The organism is Paenibacillus mucilaginosus 3016 (assembly GCF_000250655.1).
GTDB classification, from domain to species: Bacteria; Bacillota; Bacilli; order Paenibacillales; family NBRC-103111; genus Paenibacillus_G; species Paenibacillus_G mucilaginosus.
Window position 1 is genome coordinate 4,311,105 of sequence record NC_016935.1, and the last position, 24,408, is coordinate 4,335,512.

Below are 24,408 nucleotides of genomic sequence, written 5' to 3' on the forward strand. Positions count from 1 at the left end.
GTCTACAGGACTTTTCCAGGACCCATAGGCGGTTTCGCAGGGGTGCCATTGTGTTTTAATGCAGACTCACCGCCCGCTGCGGCTGCAGTGACGTCAGGCCCCACGCCCAGCGAAGACGTGAACAATAGTGTTGCGGCAGCCAGCTTCATCATACCGAGGTGCAGACACAATCTCTTTCCTTGTTTCATCGTAAGCTCCTCCTCGCATTCTTCAAGTACGTACACCTTCGCGATAATCTTGAGGCGTTAAGCCGGTCCATTTCTTAAAAAAGCGGGTGAAGGAATGCGCCGCTTCATACCCGACCTTCGCTCCCACTTCGGCAATTTTGAGTTCGGTTTTCCTCAGCATCTCTTTTGCCGCTGCCAGTCTCGTTTCCTCAATATACTCGGATAAGTTTATACCCCGCTCCAGCTTAAACAATCGGGACAAATACGAGGGGTTAAAATGGATCACTTCCGCCAAACGAACGAGGGAAAGATCCTCGCTGATGTGTTCTTCGATGTATACGCAGATTCGATCGATCGCAGCGGCCGCACGGTTCTGCTCTCCGTGCTGCCTTGCCGAAAAGATCGCTGCCGCTGCACCCCGCAAGTGCATGAAACGCTCGGTCCAAGTCGGATAGAGCTCCGCCTGCATGAGCCCGTCCGCACCGATCTTCTCACGCAGCTCCCAACGGTTCACATGCGAAAGCAGAAGCAGTGCGATCGTATAATACAGCTCTGTCAGGTATGCGGCTCCGGCTCTTCCCGTACGGATCGGCTCTGCAAGCTCATCGAATAATTCAAGGAATTCCTCTTTCCTGCCGCTTTCCAAGTGCACCGTTAATGCCTCGGCTTTATCCCGCGGAGTGCGTTCCCGAAGATCAGGAAAGAGATCGGCTGCGAACAAATCCACTCTCTGAATCATACGCGTCCCGTCGCCCGCCCGGTAATGCTGCTGTTCTCTCAATTTCTCGTATACGGAAGGTATTCGATCCCATTTCGCAGGCTCACCCGTGAGGGCCACCGCCACCGTCATCTGCAATGAATCCAGGCAAGATTGCAGAATGAGCTCGAACATTCCCTCCAGGAAACGGACGGTCTCTTCGTGAGTCCGGGAAGATGACGGCTGCACAAGCCAAACCAAGTCGTCGTACCGGTCAATAAACCCGACGCTCGCAGCCTGCCCGGCTAAGAAAGTATCGGACAGCATCTTAACGGCGAGCGCCCGCTCCTGTCTGTAAGCACGCGATGACTTCCCGCCCGAGTGCGTTAAGGAACCTAGTGCGACGATCACGGGCGCATCCGGATTCAGCCGAATGTTCAGCCTTCGGAAGTCTTCCCCTACCGTCTCGTCTCCCGGAGCGTCGTACAGGAAGTTTCGGAAATAGTTGCTTTGCGCCAAAGTCTCGATCATATCGGATTGCGTTCTGGACTGCTGAAGAAGATCGAGGATCCGCAGTTCGTCCTCGACTTCCTTGATTGACTCTTTCACCGCGTCGATGACCTTCGGGTAACCTTCGCTCTTCAGCAAATATTTCACGCCCGGATGCTGGATGGCCTGGTACACGTACTCGAAGTCGTTAAAACCGGTAAGAAAGACCACTTTACAACGCGGCCAGCTTTGCCGGATCACCTCCATGAGCGCCAAACCGTCCATCCCCGGCATCGAAATGTCGGACAATACGATATCGAAGCGGGTCCGCTGCAGCCATTGCAGAGCTTCCTGCCCGGAGTACGCTTTATAAATATCCAGCTCGAGGTCGAGATTGCTGAAAATTTCGAACAGACCGTCTGTGATAATTTGCTCGTCGTCGACGATCAATAACCTATACATCCACTTCTCCCCTTCTTCTCGGCAGACGGAGTGTTGCCTGGAGACCTCCAAGAACACTACGGGACACCTGCAAGCCGCCGTTTCTGCCGAACGTCATGCGGACCCTGCGGTGTATGTTAATCATGCCGGTCGTCTCCGCCTGGTCGTCCCGATCGTGTAAAGAATGCGAGATCAAGATCAGCTTTTCTTCCGTAAGCTCGTCACCGTTATCCTCTACGACAACCCGAACTTCCTCCTCGTCCGTCTCGAAGCGTACGATGATGAGGCCGTCCTGTACTTTACGCTCCAGGCTGTGCTCAAAAGCATTCTCTATGATCGGCTGCACGATCAGTCTCGGGACCATCAACGTTTCGAACTCCTCCGGCAGCGGTTCGAAGCGAACCCCGATTCTTCGGGAGAACCGAAGGTCTTGAATTTCCGCGTACATGCGCGCATGGCGAATCTCTTGCTTCAAGGGAATTTCATCCGAAGCGTTGCGCGTCACAAATTGAAAGTAACTTCCCAGCAGTGTGGTAAATTGTTCGACCCGCTCCACATCACCTGTTTTCGCCATGGTGTTCAGGATAAAGAAGCTGTTATACAAGAAGTGCGGATTAATCTGGGATTGCAGTTGTTTCAGCTCGGCGCGCTGCGCCATGATTTTCTGTTTATAAGCTTGATCAATCAGCGAACGTAAATTCGCCACCATCTGGTTGAACCGATCATACAGATATCCGAACTCGTCTTTCGGCCCACGGGCCAGGAAAATATCCAAATCGCCGCTTTCCATCCGGCGGAAGCTCTTGACGAGCGTCAGCAGAGGCCTGTGGATGAACTTGTATGTAGAAAACACGTACACGGCGATCATCGACAGAGCTAGAATGGAGAAGAGCCATGCCCAGGTATAAAACCGGTCCCTCGGCTCCTGAACGACCCATTCCGGAATGAAGCGATACATGGTAAAATCCAGCATCGGGGAGTCGGCACGAACAAGATAGTACCTGTCTCCCGAGAGGGTAACGGTTTGCGAATCGGATAATGGGGCCTCTTCGGCCTGGCGCAAGAACGAGGGGAATTCCCTTACCGCGACCGCCCCCGTACCGCTTGTCAGCACGACCCCGCTGCGCCCGGGCAGTAACATGGTCCCGCTGCCGTCATACGTGTCGAATTGATGGAGCGCCTCCTGCAATTTCTGATTGTCCAGCTCGATCTCAACCGTGAACAGCGGTTCCCGGCCTCTCGTTCCGCTTTGCTTGGCTGCGCTGAGAAATAAGCTCCCGTTCCATTCGATGACCTGAGAGCCTCGGCCGAATTCAGAGCGAATATCGTAATAACGTTCTGCATCGAACGGCAGCGCACCGTTCAACGCGGACACCGACCGTCCGATCGTTGCGATGTGTACGCTTACGTTTTTGATATACATGCTGCTGTTTTGGATCGTAAACAACCGCTTCACGAGAGAATTGGTATGCTCCATCCGATCGATCGTACCCAGCGTCTGCCACGTCAAAGCCAATTCGTTCAAATTCTCATCCTCGAGCAGACTGTATTGCAGCAGCTTCATGCGTTCGATTTGATTCTCGAGATCGGTCAAATAGAATTCGATCTGTGAACCCGCCGTCTTCGAAATATCCTCGCGTGCGGTGTCTACCAGCCAGTTATACAGGTAAACGCCGAGCGACAACACGGGCAGCAAAATGAGAAGAAACGTAACGATCAAGCGGAGAAATATCGTATTCCGCAGTGAGAAGACTTGATGATTGAACAACATCTCAGCCCCCGAAGTTTTCCTCCATTATAGCTTGAAATCGATTCCCTTGTCTGTCCCAACTTCCCGCGCTATCCCTTCACGCTGCCCAGTACAATGCCCTTGACAAAATACTTTTGGAGGAACGGGTACGCCAAGATAATCGGCAGGGAGCCTAAGAAAATCTGCGATGCCTTCAAGGTCCGGTCGGAAATCAGCGCCAGGTTCAACATATCGTCACGGGACATATTCGACAAATTCTGTTGAATGACGATCGTCTGGATATAACTCTGCAGGGGATAGTTGGCCGGGTTGCCCATCATGAGCAGCCCGTCGAACCAGCTGTTCCAATGCTCGACCATCGAGAACAGCGCAAGCGTTGCGAGCGCCGGCTTCGAGATCGGCACATAGATGCGCCACAGCGTTGTCCAGTGGCTCGCGCCGTCGATGAGAGCGGCCTCTTCCAGCTCCTTCGGTACTTCTCTGAAGAAGTTTAACAGCAAGACGACACTGAACACGGGTACGGCCGTGGGCAGAACCAGCGCCCAGATCGTATCGAGCAAGCCGAGCTCTTTGACTGTGATGTACCAAGGAATCAATCCGCCGTTGAACAGCATGGTGAGAAAGAAGGTCCACGCATACACCAGCCGGAATCTAAGGGCATCCGACTCTTTGGACAGCGGGTAAGCGACCATAATCGTTAACAATAAATTCAAGGGTGTGCCGATGGCAATCCGCTTTAGTGACACTACCATGGACTGCCAAAACTCGGATCGACTCGCCGCATACTCGTAAGACGCCAGCGTAAAATCAACCGGCCACAGCTTGACATATCCGGCAGACGCCGCAGCACTTGAACTGAAGGACACGGCGATAATATGAACCAGGGGAAGGATGCATAACAATGCAACGAGAATCAAAAACGTTGTATTTACGATAGGGAACCATTCGAACCGCCGTCCCCGCAGAGCCGGGTTCAATCCCCTTTGGACCGTTGTTCGCTCCACTGCTCCCTCTCCTCTCTAGAAAATGCGGTATTTCGCAAACTTGTATGCAAAGAAATACGAAGTTGAAATCAGGATCAACGAGACTACCGACTTGAAGAATCCAACCGCCGTCGCTACACCGTACTGCGCGTCCAGCAAGCCGATCCGATAGACGAACGTATCCAGGATATCTCCGCTTTCGTATACCTGAGGGCTGTACAGGTTGAACACTTGATCGAATCCTGCGTTCAGCAGCTGCCCGAGGCTCAGCACCGAGAGCAGGACAATGACCATTCGCATCCCCGGAAGGGTGATGTGCCAAATTTTGTGCCAACGGTTCGCCCCATCGATGGTAGCTGCTTCGTACAACCCTGGATCGATATTGGTGATGGCCGCCAAATATACGATCGTACCGTAACCGAAGTTTTTCCAAACATCGGAGATGATGAGCGTGCCCGGAAACCAGTTGTTATCGCCGAGGAAAAACACTTGCGGAAGTCCAATCGCTTTCAGGAAGCTGTTCATAATCCCGCCGGAAGGCGATAAAATATCGATCAGAATACCTCCAAGGACAACCCATGACAGGAAATACGGCAAGTAAATCGTCGTTTGTACCGATCGCTTCACGAACTCATTCTTCACTTCGTTAAGCAGCACGGCAAAAACGATCGGGACGATCAAGCCGAGAACCAGCTTCAGGCTTGCGATAAACAACGTGTTCCACAACACCTGCCCGAAGTTCGGCAAGTTCATGACATACTCAAAATTGTCCCATCCGATCCACTTCTGATCCCCGAACAACCCTTTGGCGGGAATAAACTTCTGAAACGCGATCATAATCCCGGCCATCGGAATATACGAGAAGATCACGATGAACAGCAAACCGGGTAAAATCATGAAATGCAGCGGCAGCTCTCTCCTTAATTTCATACCCATTCCTATCCCTCCATCCTCTGGAAGCAAAGACAGCAGAGGACGAAAGAGCCGTTCCATCCCCCTGCCTGCGCCATTACTTCGTCGATGCGTACCATTCGTTGACTTCTTTCGTAATTTGATCGCCGCCAAGCTGCTTCCAATCGTTGACGAATTTATCGAACGTTTCGATCGGTTCACCAAGAATAATATTTACGAACACTTGGTTTTGCAGCTTCTTGAGCGTCGCATCCCTTTCGACCATCGTTGGCGTCGGGGCACCTACGAACTTCTCCATCAGGAATTGCTTGTTCTTGTCGTACTGGTCAACGACGCCCATGGAGCCCTGAGCACCGTAGATCCGCTCCCAACCCCACAGTCCAAAGCCTTCCTTTGAGCCCGACGCGAACATGTCCAGCTTCTCTTGAATCGTCTTCGCCTCGCCCTTCAATGCCGACGTATCGCCGGCCTTGCGTGCCGCATCGATCGCCCGGAACGCTTCCACGTTCTTCTTCAGCGGATACGGCGTCACCGGCGACAACTGCCATACGCTTTCCGCTTCCGGCGGCGCGAAGTATTTATTGAACTCTTCCGTCTCGCCCCAGTTCTTCTCGAGGTGCATGTTGAACAGCTTCACGAGCGCCTCGGGATGCTTGGCGCCTTTCTTTACGGCCCAGAACCGAGTCGTGCTGAATTTAAGCGGCACCTTCGGTGTTTCTCCGGATTCCGAGACGATCGGGAACGCCTGCCATTGCGACTTCGGATCGTTGTCCTTGCCCAGTTGGAGCGGCCAGATCGAGTTCCATTGCTCGCCGTATTCCATGCCGATCTTACCTGCGGAAATTTGCTCCGATACTTTTCCACCGTCCTTGATGCCGAACTCCTGGTCGATCTCTCCGTTCTTAGCCATGGTTTGCAGTGCCTGCAGCGCCTTCCGGACTTCCGGCTGGATGCCGCCGAACTCAAGCTTGCCGGAGCTGTTCTCGATCCAGATGCTCGGGTAGGCCTTGTAACCGGCCATGAAGCCCTCCAGCCCCATCGCGCCGCCCCATAGATCTTTGGTAACCCCGAGCCCGAACGTATCCTTCTGCCCGTTGCCGTCGGGGTCTTTTTCCGTGAATGCTTTCGAGATCGCCAGCACGTCCGACATCGTCTTTGGCGGCTGCAAGCCGAGCTTCTCGAGCCAATCGGTGCGAATCCAGATGAACATCGCCCGCTCGATCGAAGATTCGACCTGAGGAATCGCCATGAGCTTTCCGTCCATCGTCACAGCATCGAACGGACTGGAGCCTTCCTGCCTCAACACCTCTTTCGTCATCGGGGAGGCGTATTTTTCGTAGATGGCTCCCAAATCTTCGATCTGGTCGGAATCTGCCAGTTGTTTCAACTGCGTTGCATTGACCGGAATGAAGTCCGGCAAATCGCCTGATGCCAGCGTTACGTTGATTTTCTGCAAATACTGATCCGAAGTCGGATTGCCCTTCACGACCCAATCGTACTTCATTTTGATGCCAAGCTTTTCTTCATAGAGACGGGACCAACGGTTATCCTCCAGCGTTTCGTTCTTCAATACACCGAGCACGTTGTTCTCTACCACGTCGCTAAGGTTCCGAACGAACGACACTTCAATGGGAGGTTCGTATTTGCCGAACGGTCCGTCGTTCGCAACCGCCGTCCCGCCATCTTTGCCGCTGTTCTCATTTGCCGTAGATCCGCCCCCGTCCGTGCAGCCCGAGAGCACCAACGAAGTTAACAGCATCACGGAAAGTCCGCGCTGCAGCTTCGTCGAAGTCGATGGTTTGTTCATTGTTTATCCCCCTTTTTCATTGCTTTCACTTGGGCACGCTTTCATTATGAAGCCAAAAAGCGGATCAAACAACGTACATGTCTTTACTTGCTTACCCGATGTTTACAAAAATGTAAGCGTTACAAATGAAGCTCGCCAGTTGCTTCAATGAAAAAAGGAGCAGCTGCCGCGGCAAACTGCTCCTGGATCGTTCAATTATCGTTTATTTCGATGAATCAGTGATGCGCCCTCCTACCGCTCACCGAGCTTCAGCAGTCCGTAACCGGATGTATTCTGATAGGATTGGCCGGAGGTATCGTTCCAGATCGAGACGCTGTCGCGGTCCCCGTCGCCGTCTTCATCATTGTTGACCTGGATATCGAAGCCGATGAGCTCGTTTGCTTTCGGCGGCACTCCGGTCCATGCGATGGAAGCTTCCACCACATAGCCGTCTTCCGTCCGTTTGGCCGCAGAGATCAGGTTTCCGCTCAGCGAAGCCGGGTTGACTGAACGTTCATTGTCGAAGTTGATCCGGTATTGCCCGTCATCCGGCTCGAAGAAGTCCGTCTTCGCATTGTTCGTATCCACGAAAATCTCAATGGAATCCTGCTCGTAGGCATTGCCGCTTTGCTTGGACAGCAGCGTATCCTTCACCTCGGCCAAAATATACAAACGCTCATGGTCCCACAGGGTCCGTACCTTGGCCGTCGATCCCGCCGAACCGATGACATAGCGATCGGTCCGGATGGGATCCATCCCATTCCAGGCCGCATCGATCGTTCCGTCAATCACCGGCGTTCCCTGCTTAGCCGATACGTAGCGCGGCCCTTCGTCCAGCTTCAGGACCCCGAACTTGGAGGTATCGGTATCCTGCGATCCGGTGGTATCGTTCCATGAACTCATCAATACGTCCTTACCAGAACGGTCGGCAATCCGAATATCGAACCCGAGCTCTTGGCCCAGCACCCCGTTCTCTATGGGGATCGAGGCTTCGATGCGGTACCCGCCCTCGGTCCTGATCGTCTTGTAATCCGCATGCTTGTGCGGATTTGTCCCGCTGCGCCGGAACGTGTACTTCTTATCGTCCGGTTCATAGGCGGGTGTTTTGCCATTATTACCGTCAATGTATACCTCTACCGCATCATTGCCGTTCACCGTCGTATCGAATACATCGATGGTCACATACAGATGCCGCTGATCCCACAGCGATGTAAAGGCAGCTTTTGTCTCGCCGTTCTTCCGAACAGGTACGGAGGTTCCGCGTGCCCAAGCTTCCTCCAGCCTGCCGTCAATGTTTATCAAGCCGGCGGAGGTGGAAGCAGAGGCATGCCCGATCTCAACCGGTACTTTGCCCGGGTCGACGAGAGCCCAATACGCATATTTCGCCTGCAGGTTCTCATCGAAGAGCAGCGGCCAGTTCTTGCGCACGGTCGGGAACGTGCGAAGCCACGTATTTCCGTCATCTTTGCCCCAGAAGATCACGGCGGTAATTTGGTCTTTATGCTTCTTGAACACGTCGAAGGTATCCTTGTATTGATAGGCCTGCCTGATCTGCAGATCCACCGGGAACGTCTCCCAGGAATCCGTATCGTTCGTATAGCTGCTCATGTCAAGCTCGGTAATCTGCTGCTCGATGCCCAGATCCCTGAATGCGCCGATCGTCGCATCAATCTGCTGCGGGGAAGGACTCTGAATGCTGTTGTGCATCTGATGGCCAACGCCGTCAACGGGAATCCCTTTCTCCTTCAGCCGCTTGATCAAATCATACAGATACTGCCGCTTCACCGGATCATGCGTATTGTAGTCGTTGATGAACAGCTTGGCGGACGGGTCGGCGGCATGGGCGTATTCAAACGCCTTCTCGATGTACTCCTCGCCGGCAATCTGGTACCACAAGCTGTTGCGCAGACCCTGCGGCTGCGAAGGATCGATGACTTCGTTCACCACGTCCCAGGCATAAATACGGCCCTTGTACCGCCCGACTACCGTATCGATGTGCCGCTTCATCCGCTGCAGGAGAACTTCCTTGCTTGCCAGGTTCCCGTCCGCCCCGCGAAATACCCAATCCGGTGTCTGGCTGTGCCACACCAGCGTGTGTCCCCGGAAAGCCATCCCATGGTCGACAGCGAATCGGAATGCTTGATCTGCACGCGTAAAATCAAACGTGCCTTCCTGGGGCTCGGTGGCGTCCCACTTCAGCTCATTGCCTGCCGTCAAGCTGTTAAAATGCTTCTTGAGCAGCTTGGCGTCCGGCCCGTTAGGGTCGGCGATCTCAGATACAAGAAAGGCGGATCCGAGCATGAAGTCATCCTCGAACACATCCTTCAGCGAAGGAATATCCTCCTGGATCGCCGCCGGAGGAGAGTCCGGCAGGCGCTCAATCCGGATATCGTCTATGTAAAAAGCGAGTGTCGGATGATCTGAGGATTCAAAGTATATGGTTACCTTCTCGGAAGCGGCCGGGAGCGTGTATTCCCCCTTCAGCCGGACCCAGCCGCCGGCCTGGACCGGCCCCGAAGTGACGCTCTCATAGTGATCGGTGCCGCCCGTTGTCCGCTGGATGGTCATCGATACGGAGGCGTCGGGCGTACCTGCGGGCAGACGAAGCCAGGCCGACAGTGCATACGGCTGGCCCTCCTTCATCATCGAGGTGATATCGGCCTGCGGGCCGTTCCAGCCCTGCGTTCTTCCCTCCACCTGAAGACCATATACGCCGCTGTGCGCCGCGAGGGCGGCCGCCGTCAGAACCTCCGAGCCGCCGCGACCGTACCAGCCCTGTGCCGTTCCATCCTCGAAGTCGTAAGAGAGGGATTCCTGCTCTGCATTCGCCCGGTTCGGCATCGCTGCAAGAGACATGAAGGTCGTACCAAGAAGGGCGGCAGACAGCATCAGGGAGAGGGATCGTTTTCGGATGAGTCCCCAATTCATAGCATAAATCACACCTTCCTAAGCGTATTTTTCGTAAGCGCCCAAACCTATCACACTGCTATTCCTTCACACTGCCCATCTGCATCCCGTGTACGAAGTATTTTTGAAGGAACGGATAGACGATGAGAATCGGCAGGGAAGCCACGATCGTGATCGATGCCCGGATCGACATCGGTGTTACCATATTGCGGGCGGCACCCGGGTCCGCCCCGTTAGCGACCGCCGCACTGCTGTTCGAGATCATGGAAGAAGACAGCAGCTTCATAAGCTCATACTGCAGCGTGCTCAAATTCTGCTTGGAGGAGGCGAAGAGGAACGTATCGAACCACGAGTTCCACTGGCCAACGGCGACGAACAATGCCACGGTGGCAAGCACCGGCTGGCAGAGCGGCAGAATGATCGACAGGAACGTGCGGAAATCCCCTGCCCCATCTATCTTGGCGGATTCCACCAGGCCTTCCGGCAGCGTTTGGATATACGTCCGGATCACGATCATATTGAACGCGCTGATCAGACCGGGAATGATGTACACCATAAAGTGATTGAGCAGATGCAGGTCTTTGATCAGGAAGTAATAGGGAATCAGTCCGGCATTGAAGTACATCGTGAGCACGATGATGATCGTAACCGGCTTGCGGAATACATATTCCTTGCGGCTGATCGTATAGGCAATCATGGAAGTCAGGAACAGGCTCAGTACGGTGGCGATCACCGTGCGAGCGACGGACACCCAGAAGGCGTGAAAGATATTGCCGCCTGCGAAGACCGCCTCGTAGTTCTGAACCGTCCAGATGCGGGGCCAAAGATAGATTCCCCCGCGGATCGTATCATTGCCGGCGTTGAATGAAATCGCGAGCGTATTCAGAAACGGATACAGCGTAACGACCGCCATCAGGATCATGACTACCGCGTTGAACGTATGAAAGAATAGCGGCTCCATCTGGATCCGGGTTCTCATCGGTTTGTCCTCCTCATATCAGTCTGTCTTCGCCGAGCCGCTTGGCGATCGTGTTCGCGGCAAAGATGAGAGAAATACTGACCACTGTCTTGAATATGCCTGCCGCGGTAGCCAGCGAATAGTTGCCGACCTGCAGGCCGTACTTCAGCACGAAGATATCGATCGTCTGCGCCCAATCGACAACGACGCCGTTGCCTAGGAGGTACTGCACCTCGAAGCCTGCTTCGAGGATCCAGCCCATATTCATAATGAGCAGAATGACAACGATCGACTTGATGCCCGGCAGCGTCACATAGAGCATTTTCTGGTACCGGTTCGCCCCGTCGATCTCCGCCGCTTCATACTGGGCCGGATCGATCGAAGTAATGGCGGCCAGGTAGATAATCGCGTTCCAGCCGACTTCCTTCCATACATGGGAAGCCCCCACGATGCCCCAAAAATAGCTGGGCTCGCTGAGCCACATGACCGGTCCGTCGATCCACCCGAGCTTCATGAGCAGTACATTGACAATGCCGCCGTCAACAGACAGCGAGTTGGCCACAATGCCCGTTACAATAATCCAGGACAGGAAGTGCGGCAGGTACGATATCGTCTGAATCGTGCGCTTGTACAGCTTGTGTTTGATCTCGTTAAGCAGGATCGCGAACACGATCGCCGTAACGAAGCCGAGAACCATGTTGATCAGGCTCATGGCGATCGTATTGCGCAGCACGTTCAGGAACGTAGCGTCGCTGAACAGAAAGGCAAAATGCTTGAAGCCCACCCATTCCTGCTCCGAGAAGGACTTCGCCGGGCGGTAGTTCTGAAAGGCCATGGTCCATCCCCATATGGGGTAATAAGAGAATAAAATAACATAAGCCACGATGGGCATCGACATCCACATCAGCTGCTTCTGTCCGCGCATACGATGCAGCAAGGACGCTCTCCGGGAGGCGGCGCCCGCTGCGGATTTCTTGGATGGCACGATTTGTTGAATGCCCGCCATCGTTCTCTCCTCCTGTCTCTCTAGCGGTTGGAGCATCTGACGAAAGCGGTGGAAAGCACGGGAAGGTATGCCGGTGCTCTCCACCGTTTCATCGACGTCCTCCGTTTATTTGGAAGACCAGTTTTTGATCCTCCACTGAATCTGCTCGTTGATGCGGTCCTCGTAAGCCTTCACGTTGATTTTCTTGTAGGCATTGACATACTCGTTCCACACGGAGTCGAATTGGTCCGTTTTGGACATGATCGCCTTCGGCAAATATTTGAGTGAAGCGTCGGTCATCTGCTTATTGGCGACCGCGGCATCGGAGCCGTCGATCAGATCGATCTGCCATGCCGGGTAATAGACCGGATTCTCAGGCGGCGGGGAGAAGAAGTCCGTCCAGGTCTTATGCCCGTAAGCATCGAGCAGCTCCTTATCCTCCGGCTTCAAGGATTGGTAGAACTCCTCCGGCTGGCTGCCCGCACTTGTCGCATTCCCGTCACTGAAGGTGCCTTCCATCTTCGGTACGGCCCCGAAGAATCCGTCGGCACGGTTGGCAAGCTTCCAGGCCGGGTCCTCCTGCTGCTTGCGCTGCTCCGGCGTACGGTAGAACTTCCCGTCCTTGCCGACCATATAGTCGACGCCCTCTTCCCCCCATGACAGCAGCTTCTGGTATTTCTCATCCATCAGCGCGTCGAGGAATTTGATGATGCGTACGGGGTCTTTGGCGTCCTTGCTGATGCCGAAGCCGTTGTTTAAGTTGGGTGCCGGTCGCTCGAGATAGTAATCCTTGATGCTTGTGTCATAGACCAGCGGGAACCCGACATAGGTTCTGCCGATCTTATTCTGCGAGACCAGCGTATCTTCCGCCGGCTGGAAGTTCCAATGCTGGTCGAACATGCCGAGCACGCGGCCGGACGACAGCTTCGCGAGGTACTGATCGTAGTTCTGGACGAACGCCTCCTTATCCAGCAGGCCGTCGTTATACAGGCCGTTCAGTTCCTTGTAATACCGCTTGGCCATATCCTTGTCGGCGAATACGGACGCTACGGCGTTATCCACGACCACTCCGCCGTCGTTCGGATGGCCTGTCAGATGCTCGGGCGCATTCAGCAGCGGAAAGGTTCTCCAGTCGTAGGCGAGGGTGGTGAAACCGATCGTCGGTTGGCCGTCGATGGCCGGATGCTTCTTCGCATAATCGCGGATCAGCTTCAAGTAATCGTCCAGGGTCTTCGGTGTGGGGTAACCCGCTTCCTTCAGAATATCTTTTTGGATCCAGAACGCCGGGCCGGAATAATAAGTGGTAAGATACTCCCCGCTAATCACTCCGTAGTTCGGCAGCCAATAGATATGCCCGTCTTTGGAGTCCTTCATCTTGTTCCAAACCTTAGCAAAGTGTTTTTTGAGATTGGGCGCATGCTGGTCGATCAGTTCCTCCAGCGGAATGACCGCTCCCGCCGACACGAGCTTTGGGTCAGCCGTAATAAGGTCCGGGTAGTCGCCCCCCGCGATCATCACACCGAGCTTTTGCTGCAGGTCACCGACGATGAATTCCATGTTCAGCTTGACACCGAGCTCCTGCTCGATTTTTTTGTAGATCCGGTTATCCGCCGTCGGCGCCTGATTCGGCGTATTGATGAACGCGGATATGCTAAGCGCTTTCGTTCCATCTGTTGAAGCCATGTTGTCGCTGCCGCTGTCCGAACAGCCGGTAAGCCCCAGACTGAGTGCCAGAACAAGCGGCATCCGGCCGCCTTTGTTCCTTGCTCCCCCCATGCCTTTCTCCTCCTTCGGTAATGAAATGGTCTATGAATTGGTTTACTTCTTTATTATGTGGAAATGTATCCGTTTACAAAATAAATAGATTAAAGCTCTATGCCCCCTTAACTATAGATGCTGCGGGGAGGGTTCCGAAGGAAGCTGCTCCTCTCTCTGAAACAAAAGCCTGTAATGGGCGGGCTTCATCCCAAGTCGTTTCTCGAACTGCTTGAGAAAATGCTGATAGCCGCAGTAGCCAAGGGATTCCGCGATAACATACGAGGCCACATTCGTCTCTCTGAGCAGCCGCCGGGCTTCCTCGATGCGAAGGTCATGAATATAATCCAAAATGCCCACCCCGTACTTTCGGGAGAACGACTGGCCCAAGTAGACAGGGTTGATATAGAAGCGGTCTGCGAGTTCTTTGATCGTGAACGTTTCCCTGTAATGGCGACGCAGGAAGTCGGCTACCTGAGCCTGCGTGCTTCCCGTCTGTCTCTCCCACAGCGTGGAAGCGGCTGATTGGCAATTCAGGCAGAACCGGGTCAGCATTCGGGCGGTCTCCTCTATGTGACTGCCATACCGCATCGAGGTTCCAAAGCCCGATGAATGAAGAAGTTCATCGGCATTGCCGCCGAGCTCCTTATAGAGCATGGCGCAGCGAAGCAGCACCTGCGTCGTAAATATACCTACAAGCTCGGGCAGTGTCATCCGCTCTTGGAACGTACGGAAAGCTTCCCTGACCGCAGCGGCAACCGTTTCCGGGTGCCCTCCCTCCACTGCATCTATGATGGTATCCGCCGCTTTCAGGGCCTCCGGGTCGGAAGAGAGGGTCCTGCCTTGAATGTCGGCATAATGAACGATACCGGCAGGGCTGTAGTACAAAAACCTTGCGGCCTCAAGCGCGCTGCTGTAAGAGAGCGTCAGGTCATGGAAACGATCTATGCTGCAGCCTGCGGCCACCCCTGCCCTGACGCCGGATGACGTGCACTGCACAGTCTCATGCAGACGCTCTGCGAATACCCGGATGCTGCCGGGTTCTCGCGAACCGTAGACGAGCCCGAAGGTGCCCCTGCTCGAGTCGACCAGGCAGCAGCAGGCTGATCTCTCCGCCAAACGCTGCGCGGCTTCCCGGGCCCTGCCCGAGCTTTCTTCATCCGTCTCGACATGCAGATAAGTCCACTCGGACGCCCGGTCCGCAAGCTTCTCCAGCGTCCGTGCCGCTTCCCGCCGCTCGGCCGTCTCGCTCCCGTAGAGCAGCACCGAAAGCGAGCGGCTGAACGCATAACCTTCCGCCTTGTCGCTGATGAGCTTTCGCCTCTCCCGTTCACGAAGCTCCGCGTCAAGCTGCACCAGAACCTCTTCCACTTCCGAGGGGATGAGCGGCTTCGTCAAATAATGCGAAACGCCCATACGCATTGCCTGTCTCGCATAGTCGAAATCGCTGTGCCCGCTCATGATCACGAACAGGATGGAGTCCAGCCCCTCCCGGCGTGTTTCTTCCATAAGCTCCATCCCGTTCATCACCGGCATGCAGATGTCGGTAACGACCAGATGGGGCGGATCCCTAAGGATATGACGAAGAGCCTCCACCCCGCTGCCGTATGCAGAGTCAATTTGAAAGCCATGCTTCTCCCAATCCACCATGATCCTAAGCCCCTCGATGGCGTACGGCTCATCATCCACCAGCAGCACTTTGTACACGTTTACGCCTCCTTCATCCATACCTTCACATCCAGCCTGGAGACCGGAATATGAAAGCCCGCCTCCGTTCCCGTATCCGGATCGCTCTCCATTAGAAAACGGGCCTGATCGTGATAGAACAGCCCCAGCCGCCGGTATACGCTGCGTATTCCGATATGGCCGTCCATCCTTCGGTCGGACCGTATATCCTCCATCAGCCTTCTGAGCTTCGCTTCCTCCATACCGACCCCGTTGTCGGAGACCTGGATTTCCAGCGCACGCTCCGTCAGCCGCGCAGCGACCCTGATTTTGCGATTGTCCTTTCGGGCCTGAAGCCCATGCTTGCAGGCATTCTCCACGAGCGGTTGAATGCTCATTCGGGGGATGCGCAGAGCAAGCGCCCGCGGATCGATGTCGAAGGTGTAATCGAACAGTTCGCCGAAGCGGAATTTCTCGATCTGCAGGTACATCGCCGTGAACTGAATCTCTTCCTGCAGCGGAACGAGATCGTCCGCACGGGTGAGCAGCTGCCTCATGAGCAGGGACAAGTTTTTCATAATCTCGGCCACGTCGGTATATCCCTTTTTCGTGCATACGACCAGCAAAGCGTTCAGCGTATTGAACAGAAAATGCGGATTCATTTGGCTTTGCAGCATGGAGAGTTCCGTGCGTACCCGTTCGAGCTCAAGACTTTTTTGCCGGATCTCCAGCTTGTAGACTTCGTTGATGAGCGAGTTGATTTTGCAGGTCATGACGTTGAAGTTCCGGATAAGAGCGCCGATCTCATCGCGTCCCTCCGGGATGTCGATCAGGTCGAAGCACTCGTTGCGTACCCTGCCCATGTGCTTGGACAGCTTTTTGACCCGGTAATGATAGGAGCGGAGAATAATCCAGATCAGGAGCGTAGGCAGCACCGTGCTTGCGACGGCAAGCCAATATATGGAACGATGGGCGGCCGCCAGCAGCGCATCCATGCGCCGGGTATCGGCAAAGCCGACCAGCTTCCACCCCTTCACATAGTTCAAGCTCGCTATGGGCCGCTCCAACACTAACCCGGATTCCGGGTCAGCGGCCTGGAAAGACGGATGGGCCGGGATCTGTGCGCCCGGCTCCCCGAAGCCTGCGCTGGTGGCCACCACCCGGTTCTGTTCATCGACAAGCTGAAGCTGAAGGCTTCCGGTCTCCCGATTCAGAATGCGGTCCACTTTGTCCACGTTCAGGTCGATCTTCAAATACTTGGCATACTTCGAATAAGAGGGGAACTTGTTCATCCGGGAAACGATGCTGATGCGCCTGCCGGGGTTGAAGATGCGGTTGTCGTGGTAAGCCGTGAAGGAGATGCTTCCATCCGTGCTCATCAGCCGCTCCAGCCATGGCGTATTCTGGCTCCCCGTACCGATGACATGGTAGTGCGTACCGGTCTGTATCGTCGGGTTATCCGCATAGATGCCGATTTCCAGTATATTGGGAGAGGCGGACTGATAGCGGGTCAATTTCCCCCGCAGGGAGCTGTTATATTCTTCATAGTAATCGACCGCGGTATCATACGTTCGATCGAGCGCTTCGTATATCGAATTGTCGCTTGCGATCGAATGGCTGAGTGCCACGCTCTCCTCAATCATGCCGAGCAGCTCCCCCGAAGCCCTTTCGATCGACTTGCGGAGATTATCTTCCTCGCGGATCCGAATATCGGCGGTATGGCGCTGATAGAAGAAGATATTGAGCGCAATGATAGGGAAAAGCACGCAGAACAAGTAGATCAGCAAAAATTTATACTTGAGAGGAATGTCGTTGACTTTATGGAACATCCGGCCTGGATTCCGCATACCGATCCTCCCTGCATTTCGATTTGTAAAGGGACGGAGACTCCCCTGTAAGCGCTTTAAATTTGTGGGTGAAATACTCGGTATCATGGTAACCCAGCATGGGGGCGATTTCGGAAACACGCAGTTCGGTAAGGCGAAGCAGTTTGAGGGCTTCGCCGATCCGCAGCTTGTGGAGGAATTCGTTGAAGCGCATGCCGGTTTCCCGTTTAAACTGCTGTCCGAAGTAGACGGGACTGAGATGAAAGCGCCGGGCCACATCCCGAAGCTGGATTTTCTCGCGGTAGTGCCGCCTCAGGTAGGCGGCCGCCTCTGCTACGACACTGTGCCCGGTCATTGGAGGCCCTTTCCTCACCGCAAGCCACCCCGCGGTCTTGGTCCACAGCCGCTTCAGACTCTCGCCGTACCATGCTCCCTCATGGCCATCCCATGCGTGCAGCATCTGCCACTGCCAGCCGTCTTCCTCAGCGGCTGCTCCCCCTGACGAGGCAAACCGGCGGAGCAGCTCCCCGTGCAGATGTCTGGCCGCTGCCTGAACCCAGCATTCCTGCGCACCGGATCTCTCAAATAGAAGAAGAAGGCTGTCCGCGGCGCGGCTGACCCCTTCCAGGTCCGCCGAGTCCATGGCATGCAGAAGCATCTCTGTACATCTCGTCAGATCCTCCAGAGGGAAGGAGGGGGCAGGCCAGGTGCTCTTGGTATCGTTGCATGCCCGCTCTGCGGCCGCAGAGCATGGACCGCCGGCGGGTGACCATCGTCTGTCTGTACAGCTCAGTCAGGCCGGCAAGTCCGGCGGCCGCCATGCTGCAGTAAACTGCAGCATGCTCAAGCTGCTCCGCCAGCACGGAAGCCGTCCCGGTCAGCCGGGATTCAAACGCATCTCCGCTTGATCCGTCATCCAAGACTAGCAGGCCGGCGCGGCCCGGCGCTTCTTCGAATGCCAACAACTGCAGCCCGCCTGGGAATTCAGCCCCGGCCATGCGCTGTACGCGGGGGAGAAGCGACATTGCGTCATCCACCCTCCCGGGATCTACCTGAGCAGCTTCAGCGATTACAAGACCGCATCGAGTCTCTTCCCGGACACCGAGCACCCGGGCGGCTGCTCCGGCAGCCGTTGGTCCCCCCTGTTTCAGCAGGCTGACCACAGCGGCAGCCGCCGCTGCGGCCCGCTCCCTCTGGGCCGTGTCTTTCTCCAGAAGACGCTTCTCCAGCGGACCGGCCAGCTCAAGCAGCAGCTGGTGAATTTCTTCCGGCACGAGCGGTTTCAGCACATAACGGTCCACCTGGTAGCGCAGGGCCTGCTGAGCGTAGGTGAATTCCGAATAGGCGCTCACAATGACCGTCATGGTACTGACGCGCAGCTCATCTCTCATGGCCCGGATCAATCCGAGCCCGTCGAGAACCGGCATCCGGACATCGGTTAAGACGAGATCCGGTTCACTGGCCCGAATCGATGCGAGGGCCTCTTCCCCGTCCGTCGCGGTTCCGCAAAGCTCGTAGCCGCAGCCCTGCCAATCCACCATGGTTTTCCAGCCTTCGAGCATCAACGGTTCGTCATCCACCACCAGAACCTTAAACATCCGTTTCACCTGCCTCTTTTTTTATTGCAAGATAGGCTTCTCCTTTGTACTCACAGGGTTATCAGGGCTTCGCGGTATTCCTGCGGGGTCATGCCTGTCGCTTTTTTGAAGAAGCGGCTAAAGGAATGCGCCGCCTCATAGCCGACCGATGCGCCCACTTCGCGTATTTTGCGGTCTCCGTCCCCCAGAAGCTCCTTGGCCTTTCGGATTCGGCACTGCTCGATATAATCCGACAGGTTCATCCCTGTCTCCTGTTTGAATAACCTGGATAAGTAAGACGGGTTGAAAAAATGGATTTCCGCCAGCCGAACGAGGGACAGGTCTTCGTGCAAATGCCCGGCAATAAAGCCGCAGATTCTGTCGATGATATGCGTCGTCCGGTCCCTTTCATCCATCTGCCTCACACTGAATATACGGCCGGCAAGGCTGTATAAATAGTCAAATCCTTCTCTTATGGAGGGGTGCTCGTCGAGACGCATCAGTTTGCTGTAATCACCGATTTGACCGTGCAGCCTCCAGCGGTTGATGCAGGAGAGCAGAACGAGGGCGATCGAATAATAGGCCTCGACCGTTTTTTGTACATCCCCCTTCCTCTGCAGCATGCTGCTTGTCACTTCCTCCAGACATTGGAAGAAATCCTCCGCTCTGCCGGCTTCCAGGTGGGATTCCAGAAGTTCCGCCTGCAGACCGGTTCGCGATCCCTCTTTGATCGGAACGTGATCCACCTGATCCCGTCGGTCCGTTAAGATCATGGCCACCCCGTCACCGATCTTCATCTGCTGCAGCTGGCGGAGTCGTTCATACTGCCCGGTGACGGCTCCCCATTCACAGGAGGCACCGCTTAGGGTGAAGGACATCGTGAACCCGAGGGAGGACTGACAGGCTTCCTGGATCTGCTCAAGCGTTCCCTCCAAGAAACGGATCAAGTGCTCTCCGAACCTCTCTTCCTTTCTCTCAGACATCTGAATGAACCACAGCATATCCTCATGCTTGTCCAGAATTCCGAGGCTGCGCACATGCTCAGACAGGAAGGAGTTCCAGATGATTCTGGCGGAAGCCAGCATCCCGCTTCTTTCGGCATACGTGCTCCCTTCGGGATAAGCTAAGCGGCCAAGGGCCAGCACAACGGGTAGATTCGGATCCAGCGGGATGTGAAATGTATCAAAATGGCCGGCCAGCAGCTCCGGATGCTTAGCAAGGTGGTGGCTTTCCTGCAGAAGGTGGCGGAAGTAGCCTCCTTGCGCCATGAATTCAAACGCATCCCGCTGCTCTTGCGAGCGCTCGACTAAGGCTTTCATTTGACTGCTTTGTTCCAATTCCAGCATGACCTCTTGAACGGTTTGAATCACTTTGGCGTAACCTTCCGTTTTGAGCAAATACCGGACATGGGGCATTTGAATCGCCTGATAGGCATAGTCGAATTCACTGTAGCCGGTGAGGAAGATGATCCTGCACCTTGGCCAATACGATTGGATGGACTTGGACAGTTCGAGGCCCGTCATTCCGGGCATACGAATGTCCGTCAATACCAAATCGATACGGGTACGCGACAGCCAGCGCAGTGCTTCTTTGGCCGAATAAGCTTTGCAGATATCGAGGTTGTCCGGCATGAGCTGGCGGAACGCCTCATAGAGTCCATCGGTGATGATTTCTTCATCATCCACAATCAGCAGCCGGTACATACGGCCCCTCCTCTCCGTGCATGATCCGAATCTCGACCCGCAAGCCCTTCAAGCCGTTTTGCGACAGAAAGAGGCCGCTGCCTTCTCCGTAAGTCAGGTGAATCCTCCGGTGAATGTTGATCATACCCGTCATCTCGCTCTCCGACGTATGAACCAGACGCTGCTTCAGGGCCTCGATCTCTGCAGGAGTAATGCCGTCTCCGTTATCTTCTACAATGATTCTCGCCTCGTTCCCATGCGTCTCAAAGCAAACGCGCAGGAACCCTTCCTCATCCATTTCCTCCAGACCGTGTTCATAGGCATTTTCAATAATCGGCTGAAGGATCAGCCTTGGGACACGGATCTGCTCCATGGCTTCCGGCAGCTCATCGAACTGTACACGAATGCGCCGGCTGAAACGAAACTGCTGAATATCCGTGTACATCCTGGAATGCCTGATCTCTTCCGAGAGCGATACATGGTCTTCCCCATTGCGGGTAATGAAGCGGAAGTACTCTCCAAGCATATGGGTGAATTGTTCGATTCTCTCGATATCCCCGCTTCGGGAGAGCGAATGGAGAATAAAAAAACTATTGTAGAGAAAATGCGGATTGATCTGGGATTGCAATTGCTTCAGCTCCGCCTTCTGCATCATGAGCTTCTGCTTATAATCCTGATCAATCAGCGCCTGCAGCTTCAACAGCATCTGGTTGAAACGGTGATACAGATATCCGAATTCATCCTTGGGTTCGTGTTCAATCTGCATATCGAGCTCACCTTCTTCCATTCGTTTGAAGCTTTTCACGAGAATCAGCAAGGGCTTATGTACATACCTGTACGTGGAAAAGGAATAGATGGCGACCGCCACCAAAGAGGTGAAGACGAACAGCCACGCCCAAGTATAGAACCTGCTGAGCGGTCTTCTGACGGCTTCTTCCGGCAAATAGGCCGCCGCGGACAATCCCAATGCAGCCGAATATACACGATCAAAGTGATAGTTCTTGCCTTCGGAATGGACATAAAACGTATCGGAGCTTGCTGCCCTTGCCTCCCGCAGATAGCTTTGGACCACAGAAGCGGCCTCCTGACCGCTCGTAACTGTGAATCGTGCTCCGTCCGAGACGAGAAACGAACCGCTTTCCGGATTCATGCGGATTTGAAGCAAGGACTCCCTCAGCTTTTCCATATCCAGTTCAATCTGCACCGCGAACAGGGGCTCCTCCCCCTTCTTCCCTCTTTGCTTCAACGCACTGAGATGGAGGGAATCCCTCCACCAGATCAGCCGGCTTTCGTTTCTTCCCGGTTGAGAACGAAACCAGCCGAATCGCTCCTGATCCAATTCATCCACCGCATGAACCGCAGAGATGGTTTTATTCACGTACGGAATATGCACGGAAATATCTTTGATGTAAGCACTGGTATTCTTAACGGAGGTCAGCCGCTGCAGAAGATCATTCAGGCTGGCCCTCCGGTCCACAGGATCCATCCTCTCCCAGGTGACGGTAAGCTTATTCAGGTCGGGATCTTCCAGAATATCGAACTGCTGGAGCTCCATCCAGCTGAGCTCGCGATTCAAATCCTGCAAATAATGGGAAAGCCGAGTGATGGAGGTTCTGGATAACTCTTCACTGGCGTTCGTATAGCTCCACTGGTAAAGATATCCCCCCAGCGCTAGAATGGGCGCTATCACGATGACATAAGTGAAGAGCAGCCGGGCAAAGATGGAGCTGCGCAGGGTTCTTGAGGAAAAAGTAATCAACAAAACGCCTCCGTAACCGATTGGGATGCTTCTATATGATGATGTGCGGCAGCTGACAGGCTAGTCCGTTTCCTTGCGCTCTCTGCCCTTCTCCGCATGCCACCGGTTCACCTCCTCGGTCATCCGGTCTCCGCCCAAGCGATGCCACTCTTCCACGAACCGGTCAAACTCATCGATCGGCCTGCCGAGAATGATTCGAATAAAAGCCTCATCCTGCAGCTCATTCAGGATCGATTGCCTGTCCATCATCGTATCCGTCAGGGCCCCGTTAAACCCATCCGGCAGGAGCTGATGATTTTGTTCATACCGGTCTATGATCCCATAAGCACCGTTCGGGCCGTAAATCTTCTCCCATCCCCAACCGGATTCCTTATCCGGGCCTCCGGACGCGTAGGCGTCCAGACGCTTCTTGATCGCCCTGGCTTCATCTTTCAGGAAGGAGAAGTCTCCTGTGCGGCGCGCCTTGTCCAGCTGCTGAAAGGCCTCCAGGTTTTTTCTGGCCGGATAGGGAGTGACCGGAGACAGCTGCCATACGGGAAGAGGAGAGATATAGTAGGATTCGTACGCTGCCGATGCTCCCCAATTCTTCTCTAAGTGAAGATTGAACAGCTGGACGACGGCTTCGGGGTGCGGCACGTCTTTCCTTACCGCATAGAACTGCCATGTGCTGAATCGGAGTGGAACTTGTGGCGGCTCTCCGGACCCCGACACGAGGGGAAAAGCCTGCCACTCTGCGGAAGGGTCGATACCGCGGCTCCCCTGCACTGCAAACGAACTCCACTGCTCCCCATACAGCATGCCGATCTTGCCGGCTGCGACCTGCTTCCCCACTTTGGTACTATCCTTCATTCCGAATTCGCTGTCGATTTGCCCGCTCCGGTACATATTCTGGAGCTCTTGAAGCGCGGTTTTCACCTCGGGCTGAATGCCGCCATATTCAAGCTCACCGAATGAATTCGTCACCCACAGATTCGGAAACGCCCCATAGCCGGCCATGAAGCCTGCGACTCCCATAGCGGGATCCCATAGATTCCGGGTCACCGCAAGTCCATAGGTATCCGGCCGTCCATTCCGGTCCGGATCTCCCGTTGTAAACGCTTTAGAAATAGCGAGTACGTCATCGATCGTTTGCGGCGGCTGCAGCCCAAGCCTGTTCAGCCAATCCGTGCGGATCCAGATCAGCAGGGCTCGGTCGATAGAGGAGTTCGTCTCTGGAATCGCCATTAATCTGCCATCGATCGTTGCCGCATCGAAGGGGCCGGTCCCCTCCTGGCTCAGGATATCTTTGGTGAGCGGAGAAGCATATCGCTCATATACCTGGGACAGCTCTTGAATTAAACCCTTATTCGTAAGCAGCCTCAGCTGCTGCGCATTCACCTTGACCACATCCGGAATATTCCCGGACGCAACAGCCACGCCGAGCTTCTTCTGATACAGATCGCCTTTGGCCGTCCAATCGTACTTTACTTTAATCCCCAGCTCCTGCTCATAGATCCGGGTCCACCGGTTATCTCCCAGCGTCTCGCCCGGCAGTTGACGGAGCAGCTCTTCCAAGCCGTCATTCTCGGCTCCCACAAAGGAGATTTCAACCGCCCTATGGGATCGGGCTGCTGATTCCACGCCTTCAGGCTTCGCCCTGTACATTCGGCTCGTCTCCGCGCCGCTGCCGCCATCGCATGCGGACAGGATAAGAATGGATAGCATAGCCGTAAGTATACCATGACCGATGGTCCTTGCTGGCTTCTGCAAATGACATGCCCCCATTTCCCCTCGTGTTGTATGCTGCCACCCGCCCGTTCCTTTTTTCATTTTCATTATCCAAGCTTACGGAAGGGAAGACAATACACATTTCTTTATTTCCTTACCCATTCTTTACTAAAAATTCAAAATAACTGTACACCGGCAGGGAATGTGATATGATTCGTTGCGTTAGAAATCAGCATCCGCAGCGAATCGGCTGCATTTGCGGCCCGTGAAGTTGAGAGCGGTTTCAGTTTGGCCGCAAGCCGCCGTACTTGTTGAAAGGAGGTGTATGCAAGCTAACCAAGCAGAGGCTAGTCGGTTTCGAT

The 24,408-nt window shown here is 54.7% G+C and carries 17 protein-coding genes; all 17 read right to left on the minus strand.

All coding sequences use genetic code 11. The features are described 5' to 3' along the window. Positions 1 to 2 precede the first annotated feature (2 nt). The 17 genes from PM3016_RS39830 to PM3016_RS18710 all read right to left on the minus strand — a co-directional run bounded on the left by PM3016_RS39830 (position 3) and on the right by PM3016_RS18710 (position 23,983). A complete protein-coding gene (locus PM3016_RS39830) occupies positions 3 to 188 on the minus strand; it encodes a hypothetical protein (protein ID WP_238540558.1) in 186 nt (61 codons plus the stop codon). A 22-nt stretch (positions 189 to 210) separates the two neighbouring features. Then, on the minus strand, positions 211 to 1,815 hold the full coding sequence (locus PM3016_RS18640; RefSeq protein ID WP_014370503.1) for a response regulator transcription factor: 1,605 nt from the start codon (positions 1,813 to 1,815) through the stop codon (positions 211 to 213). After that, positions 1,808 to 3,514, minus strand: a complete 1,707-nt coding sequence (locus tag PM3016_RS18645; RefSeq protein WP_238540559.1) for a sensor histidine kinase — start codon at positions 3,512 to 3,514, stop codon at positions 1,808 to 1,810. The genes PM3016_RS18640 and PM3016_RS18645 overlap by 8 nt, the downstream gene beginning before the upstream one ends. Positions 3,515 to 3,633: 119 nt before the next feature. Next, a complete protein-coding gene (locus tag PM3016_RS18650; RefSeq protein WP_014370505.1) occupies positions 3,634 to 4,548 on the minus strand; it encodes a carbohydrate ABC transporter permease in 915 nt (304 codons plus the stop codon). Positions 4,549 to 4,563: 15 nt separating this feature from the next. Beyond that, the gene (locus PM3016_RS18655; protein ID WP_013918030.1) at positions 4,564 to 5,463 is read right to left on the minus strand and encodes an ABC transporter permease; all 900 of its coding nucleotides are present in this window, start codon (positions 5,461 to 5,463) and stop codon (positions 4,564 to 4,566) included. 73 nt (positions 5,464 to 5,536) lie between these two features. Then, positions 5,537 to 7,246, minus strand: coding sequence for an extracellular solute-binding protein (locus PM3016_RS18660; RefSeq protein WP_014370506.1), 1,710 nt, complete (start codon positions 7,244 to 7,246; stop codon positions 5,537 to 5,539). A gap of 231 nt (positions 7,247 to 7,477) precedes the next feature. Next, entirely contained in the window at positions 7,478 to 10,153 is a 2,676-nt protein-coding gene (locus tag PM3016_RS18665; RefSeq protein WP_014370507.1) for an endo-1,4-beta-xylanase, read from the minus strand. Positions 10,154 to 10,211: 58 nt separating this feature from the next. After that, on the minus strand, positions 10,212 to 11,111 hold the full coding sequence (locus PM3016_RS18670; RefSeq protein WP_013918033.1) for a carbohydrate ABC transporter permease: 900 nt from the start codon (positions 11,109 to 11,111) through the stop codon (positions 10,212 to 10,214). A 13-nt stretch (positions 11,112 to 11,124) separates the two neighbouring features. Next, positions 11,125 to 12,096, minus strand: a complete 972-nt coding sequence (locus tag PM3016_RS18675; protein ID WP_013918034.1) for an ABC transporter permease — start codon at positions 12,094 to 12,096, stop codon at positions 11,125 to 11,127. Positions 12,097 to 12,201: 105 nt separating this feature from the next. Further along, complete coding sequence (locus PM3016_RS18680; protein ID WP_014370508.1) at positions 12,202 to 13,851, minus strand: ABC transporter substrate-binding protein; 1,650 nt, start codon at positions 13,849 to 13,851, stop codon at positions 12,202 to 12,204. Positions 13,852 to 13,962: 111 nt separating this feature from the next. After that, positions 13,963 to 15,537 (minus strand): response regulator, encoded by a 1,575-nt coding sequence (locus PM3016_RS18685; protein WP_014370509.1) that lies wholly within the window; start codon positions 15,535 to 15,537, stop codon positions 13,963 to 13,965. A gap of 2 nt (positions 15,538 to 15,539) precedes the next feature. Continuing rightward, on the minus strand, positions 15,540 to 17,342 hold the full coding sequence (locus PM3016_RS18690; protein WP_014370510.1) for a cache domain-containing sensor histidine kinase: 1,803 nt from the start codon (positions 17,340 to 17,342) through the stop codon (positions 15,540 to 15,542). Next, positions 17,314 to 17,979 carry a helix-turn-helix transcriptional regulator gene (locus tag PM3016_RS39835; protein WP_238540560.1) on the minus strand — a complete coding sequence of 222 codons (666 nt, stop codon included), beginning with the start codon at positions 17,977 to 17,979 and terminating at the stop codon, positions 17,314 to 17,316. Before PM3016_RS39835 ends, PM3016_RS18690 begins: the two co-directional genes overlap by 29 nt. Next, positions 17,903 to 18,919: a response regulator gene (locus PM3016_RS39840; RefSeq protein ID WP_238540561.1), complete on the minus strand. Its 1,017-nt coding sequence runs from the start codon at positions 18,917 to 18,919 to the stop codon at positions 17,903 to 17,905. The genes PM3016_RS39835 and PM3016_RS39840 overlap by 77 nt, the downstream gene beginning before the upstream one ends. A 50-nt stretch (positions 18,920 to 18,969) precedes the next feature. Next, complete coding sequence (locus PM3016_RS18700; RefSeq protein WP_014370511.1) at positions 18,970 to 20,601, minus strand: helix-turn-helix domain-containing protein; 1,632 nt, start codon at positions 20,599 to 20,601, stop codon at positions 18,970 to 18,972. Continuing rightward, positions 20,576 to 22,339 (minus strand): sensor histidine kinase, encoded by a 1,764-nt coding sequence (locus tag PM3016_RS18705; protein WP_014370512.1) that lies wholly within the window; start codon positions 22,337 to 22,339, stop codon positions 20,576 to 20,578. Before PM3016_RS18705 ends, PM3016_RS18700 begins: the two co-directional genes overlap by 26 nt. A gap of 60 nt (positions 22,340 to 22,399) precedes the next feature. Continuing rightward, a complete protein-coding gene (locus PM3016_RS18710; protein WP_014370513.1) occupies positions 22,400 to 23,983 on the minus strand; it encodes an extracellular solute-binding protein in 1,584 nt (527 codons plus the stop codon). Positions 23,984 to 24,408 lie beyond the last annotated feature (425 nt).

What these genes read in the sequence shown, in the direction of transcription:
- PM3016_RS39830 (WP_238540558.1), bottom strand. Translation starts at nt 188, where the DNA reads ATGAAACAAGGAAAGAGATTGTGTCTGCACCTCGGTATGATGAAGCTG.
- PM3016_RS18640 (WP_014370503.1), bottom strand. Translation starts at nt 1,815, where the DNA reads ATGTATAGGTTATTGATCGTCGACGACGAGCAAATTATCACAGACGGT.
- PM3016_RS18655 (WP_013918030.1), bottom strand. Translation starts at nt 5,463, where the DNA reads ATGGGTATGAAATTAAGGAGAGAGCTGCCGCTGCATTTCATGATTTTA.
- PM3016_RS18660 (WP_014370506.1), bottom strand. Translation starts at nt 7,246, where the DNA reads ATGAACAAACCATCGACTTCGACGAAGCTGCAGCGCGGACTTTCCGTG.
- PM3016_RS18665 (WP_014370507.1), bottom strand. Translation starts at nt 10,153, where the DNA reads ATGAATTGGGGACTCATCCGAAAACGATCCCTCTCCCTGATGCTGTCT.
- PM3016_RS18670 (WP_013918033.1), bottom strand. Translation starts at nt 11,111, where the DNA reads ATGAGAACCCGGATCCAGATGGAGCCGCTATTCTTTCATACGTTCAAC.
- PM3016_RS18675 (WP_013918034.1), bottom strand. Translation starts at nt 12,096, where the DNA reads ATGGCGGGCATTCAACAAATCGTGCCATCCAAGAAATCCGCAGCGGGC.
- PM3016_RS18680 (WP_014370508.1), bottom strand. Translation starts at nt 13,851, where the DNA reads ATGGGGGGAGCAAGGAACAAAGGCGGCCGGATGCCGCTTGTTCTGGCA.
- PM3016_RS18690 (WP_014370510.1), bottom strand. Translation starts at nt 17,342, where the DNA reads ATGCGGAATCCAGGCCGGATGTTCCATAAAGTCAACGACATTCCTCTC.
- PM3016_RS39835 (WP_238540560.1), bottom strand. Translation starts at nt 17,979, where the DNA reads ATGCTTCTGCATGCCATGGACTCGGCGGACCTGGAAGGGGTCAGCCGC.
- PM3016_RS39840 (WP_238540561.1), bottom strand. Translation starts at nt 18,919, where the DNA reads ATGTTTAAGGTTCTGGTGGTGGATGACGAACCGTTGATGCTCGAAGGC.
- PM3016_RS18700 (WP_014370511.1), bottom strand. Translation starts at nt 20,601, where the DNA reads ATGTACCGGCTGCTGATTGTGGATGATGAAGAAATCATCACCGATGGA.
- PM3016_RS18710 (WP_014370513.1), bottom strand. Translation starts at nt 23,983, where the DNA reads ATGTACAGGGCGAAGCCTGAAGGCGTGGAATCAGCAGCCCGATCCCAT.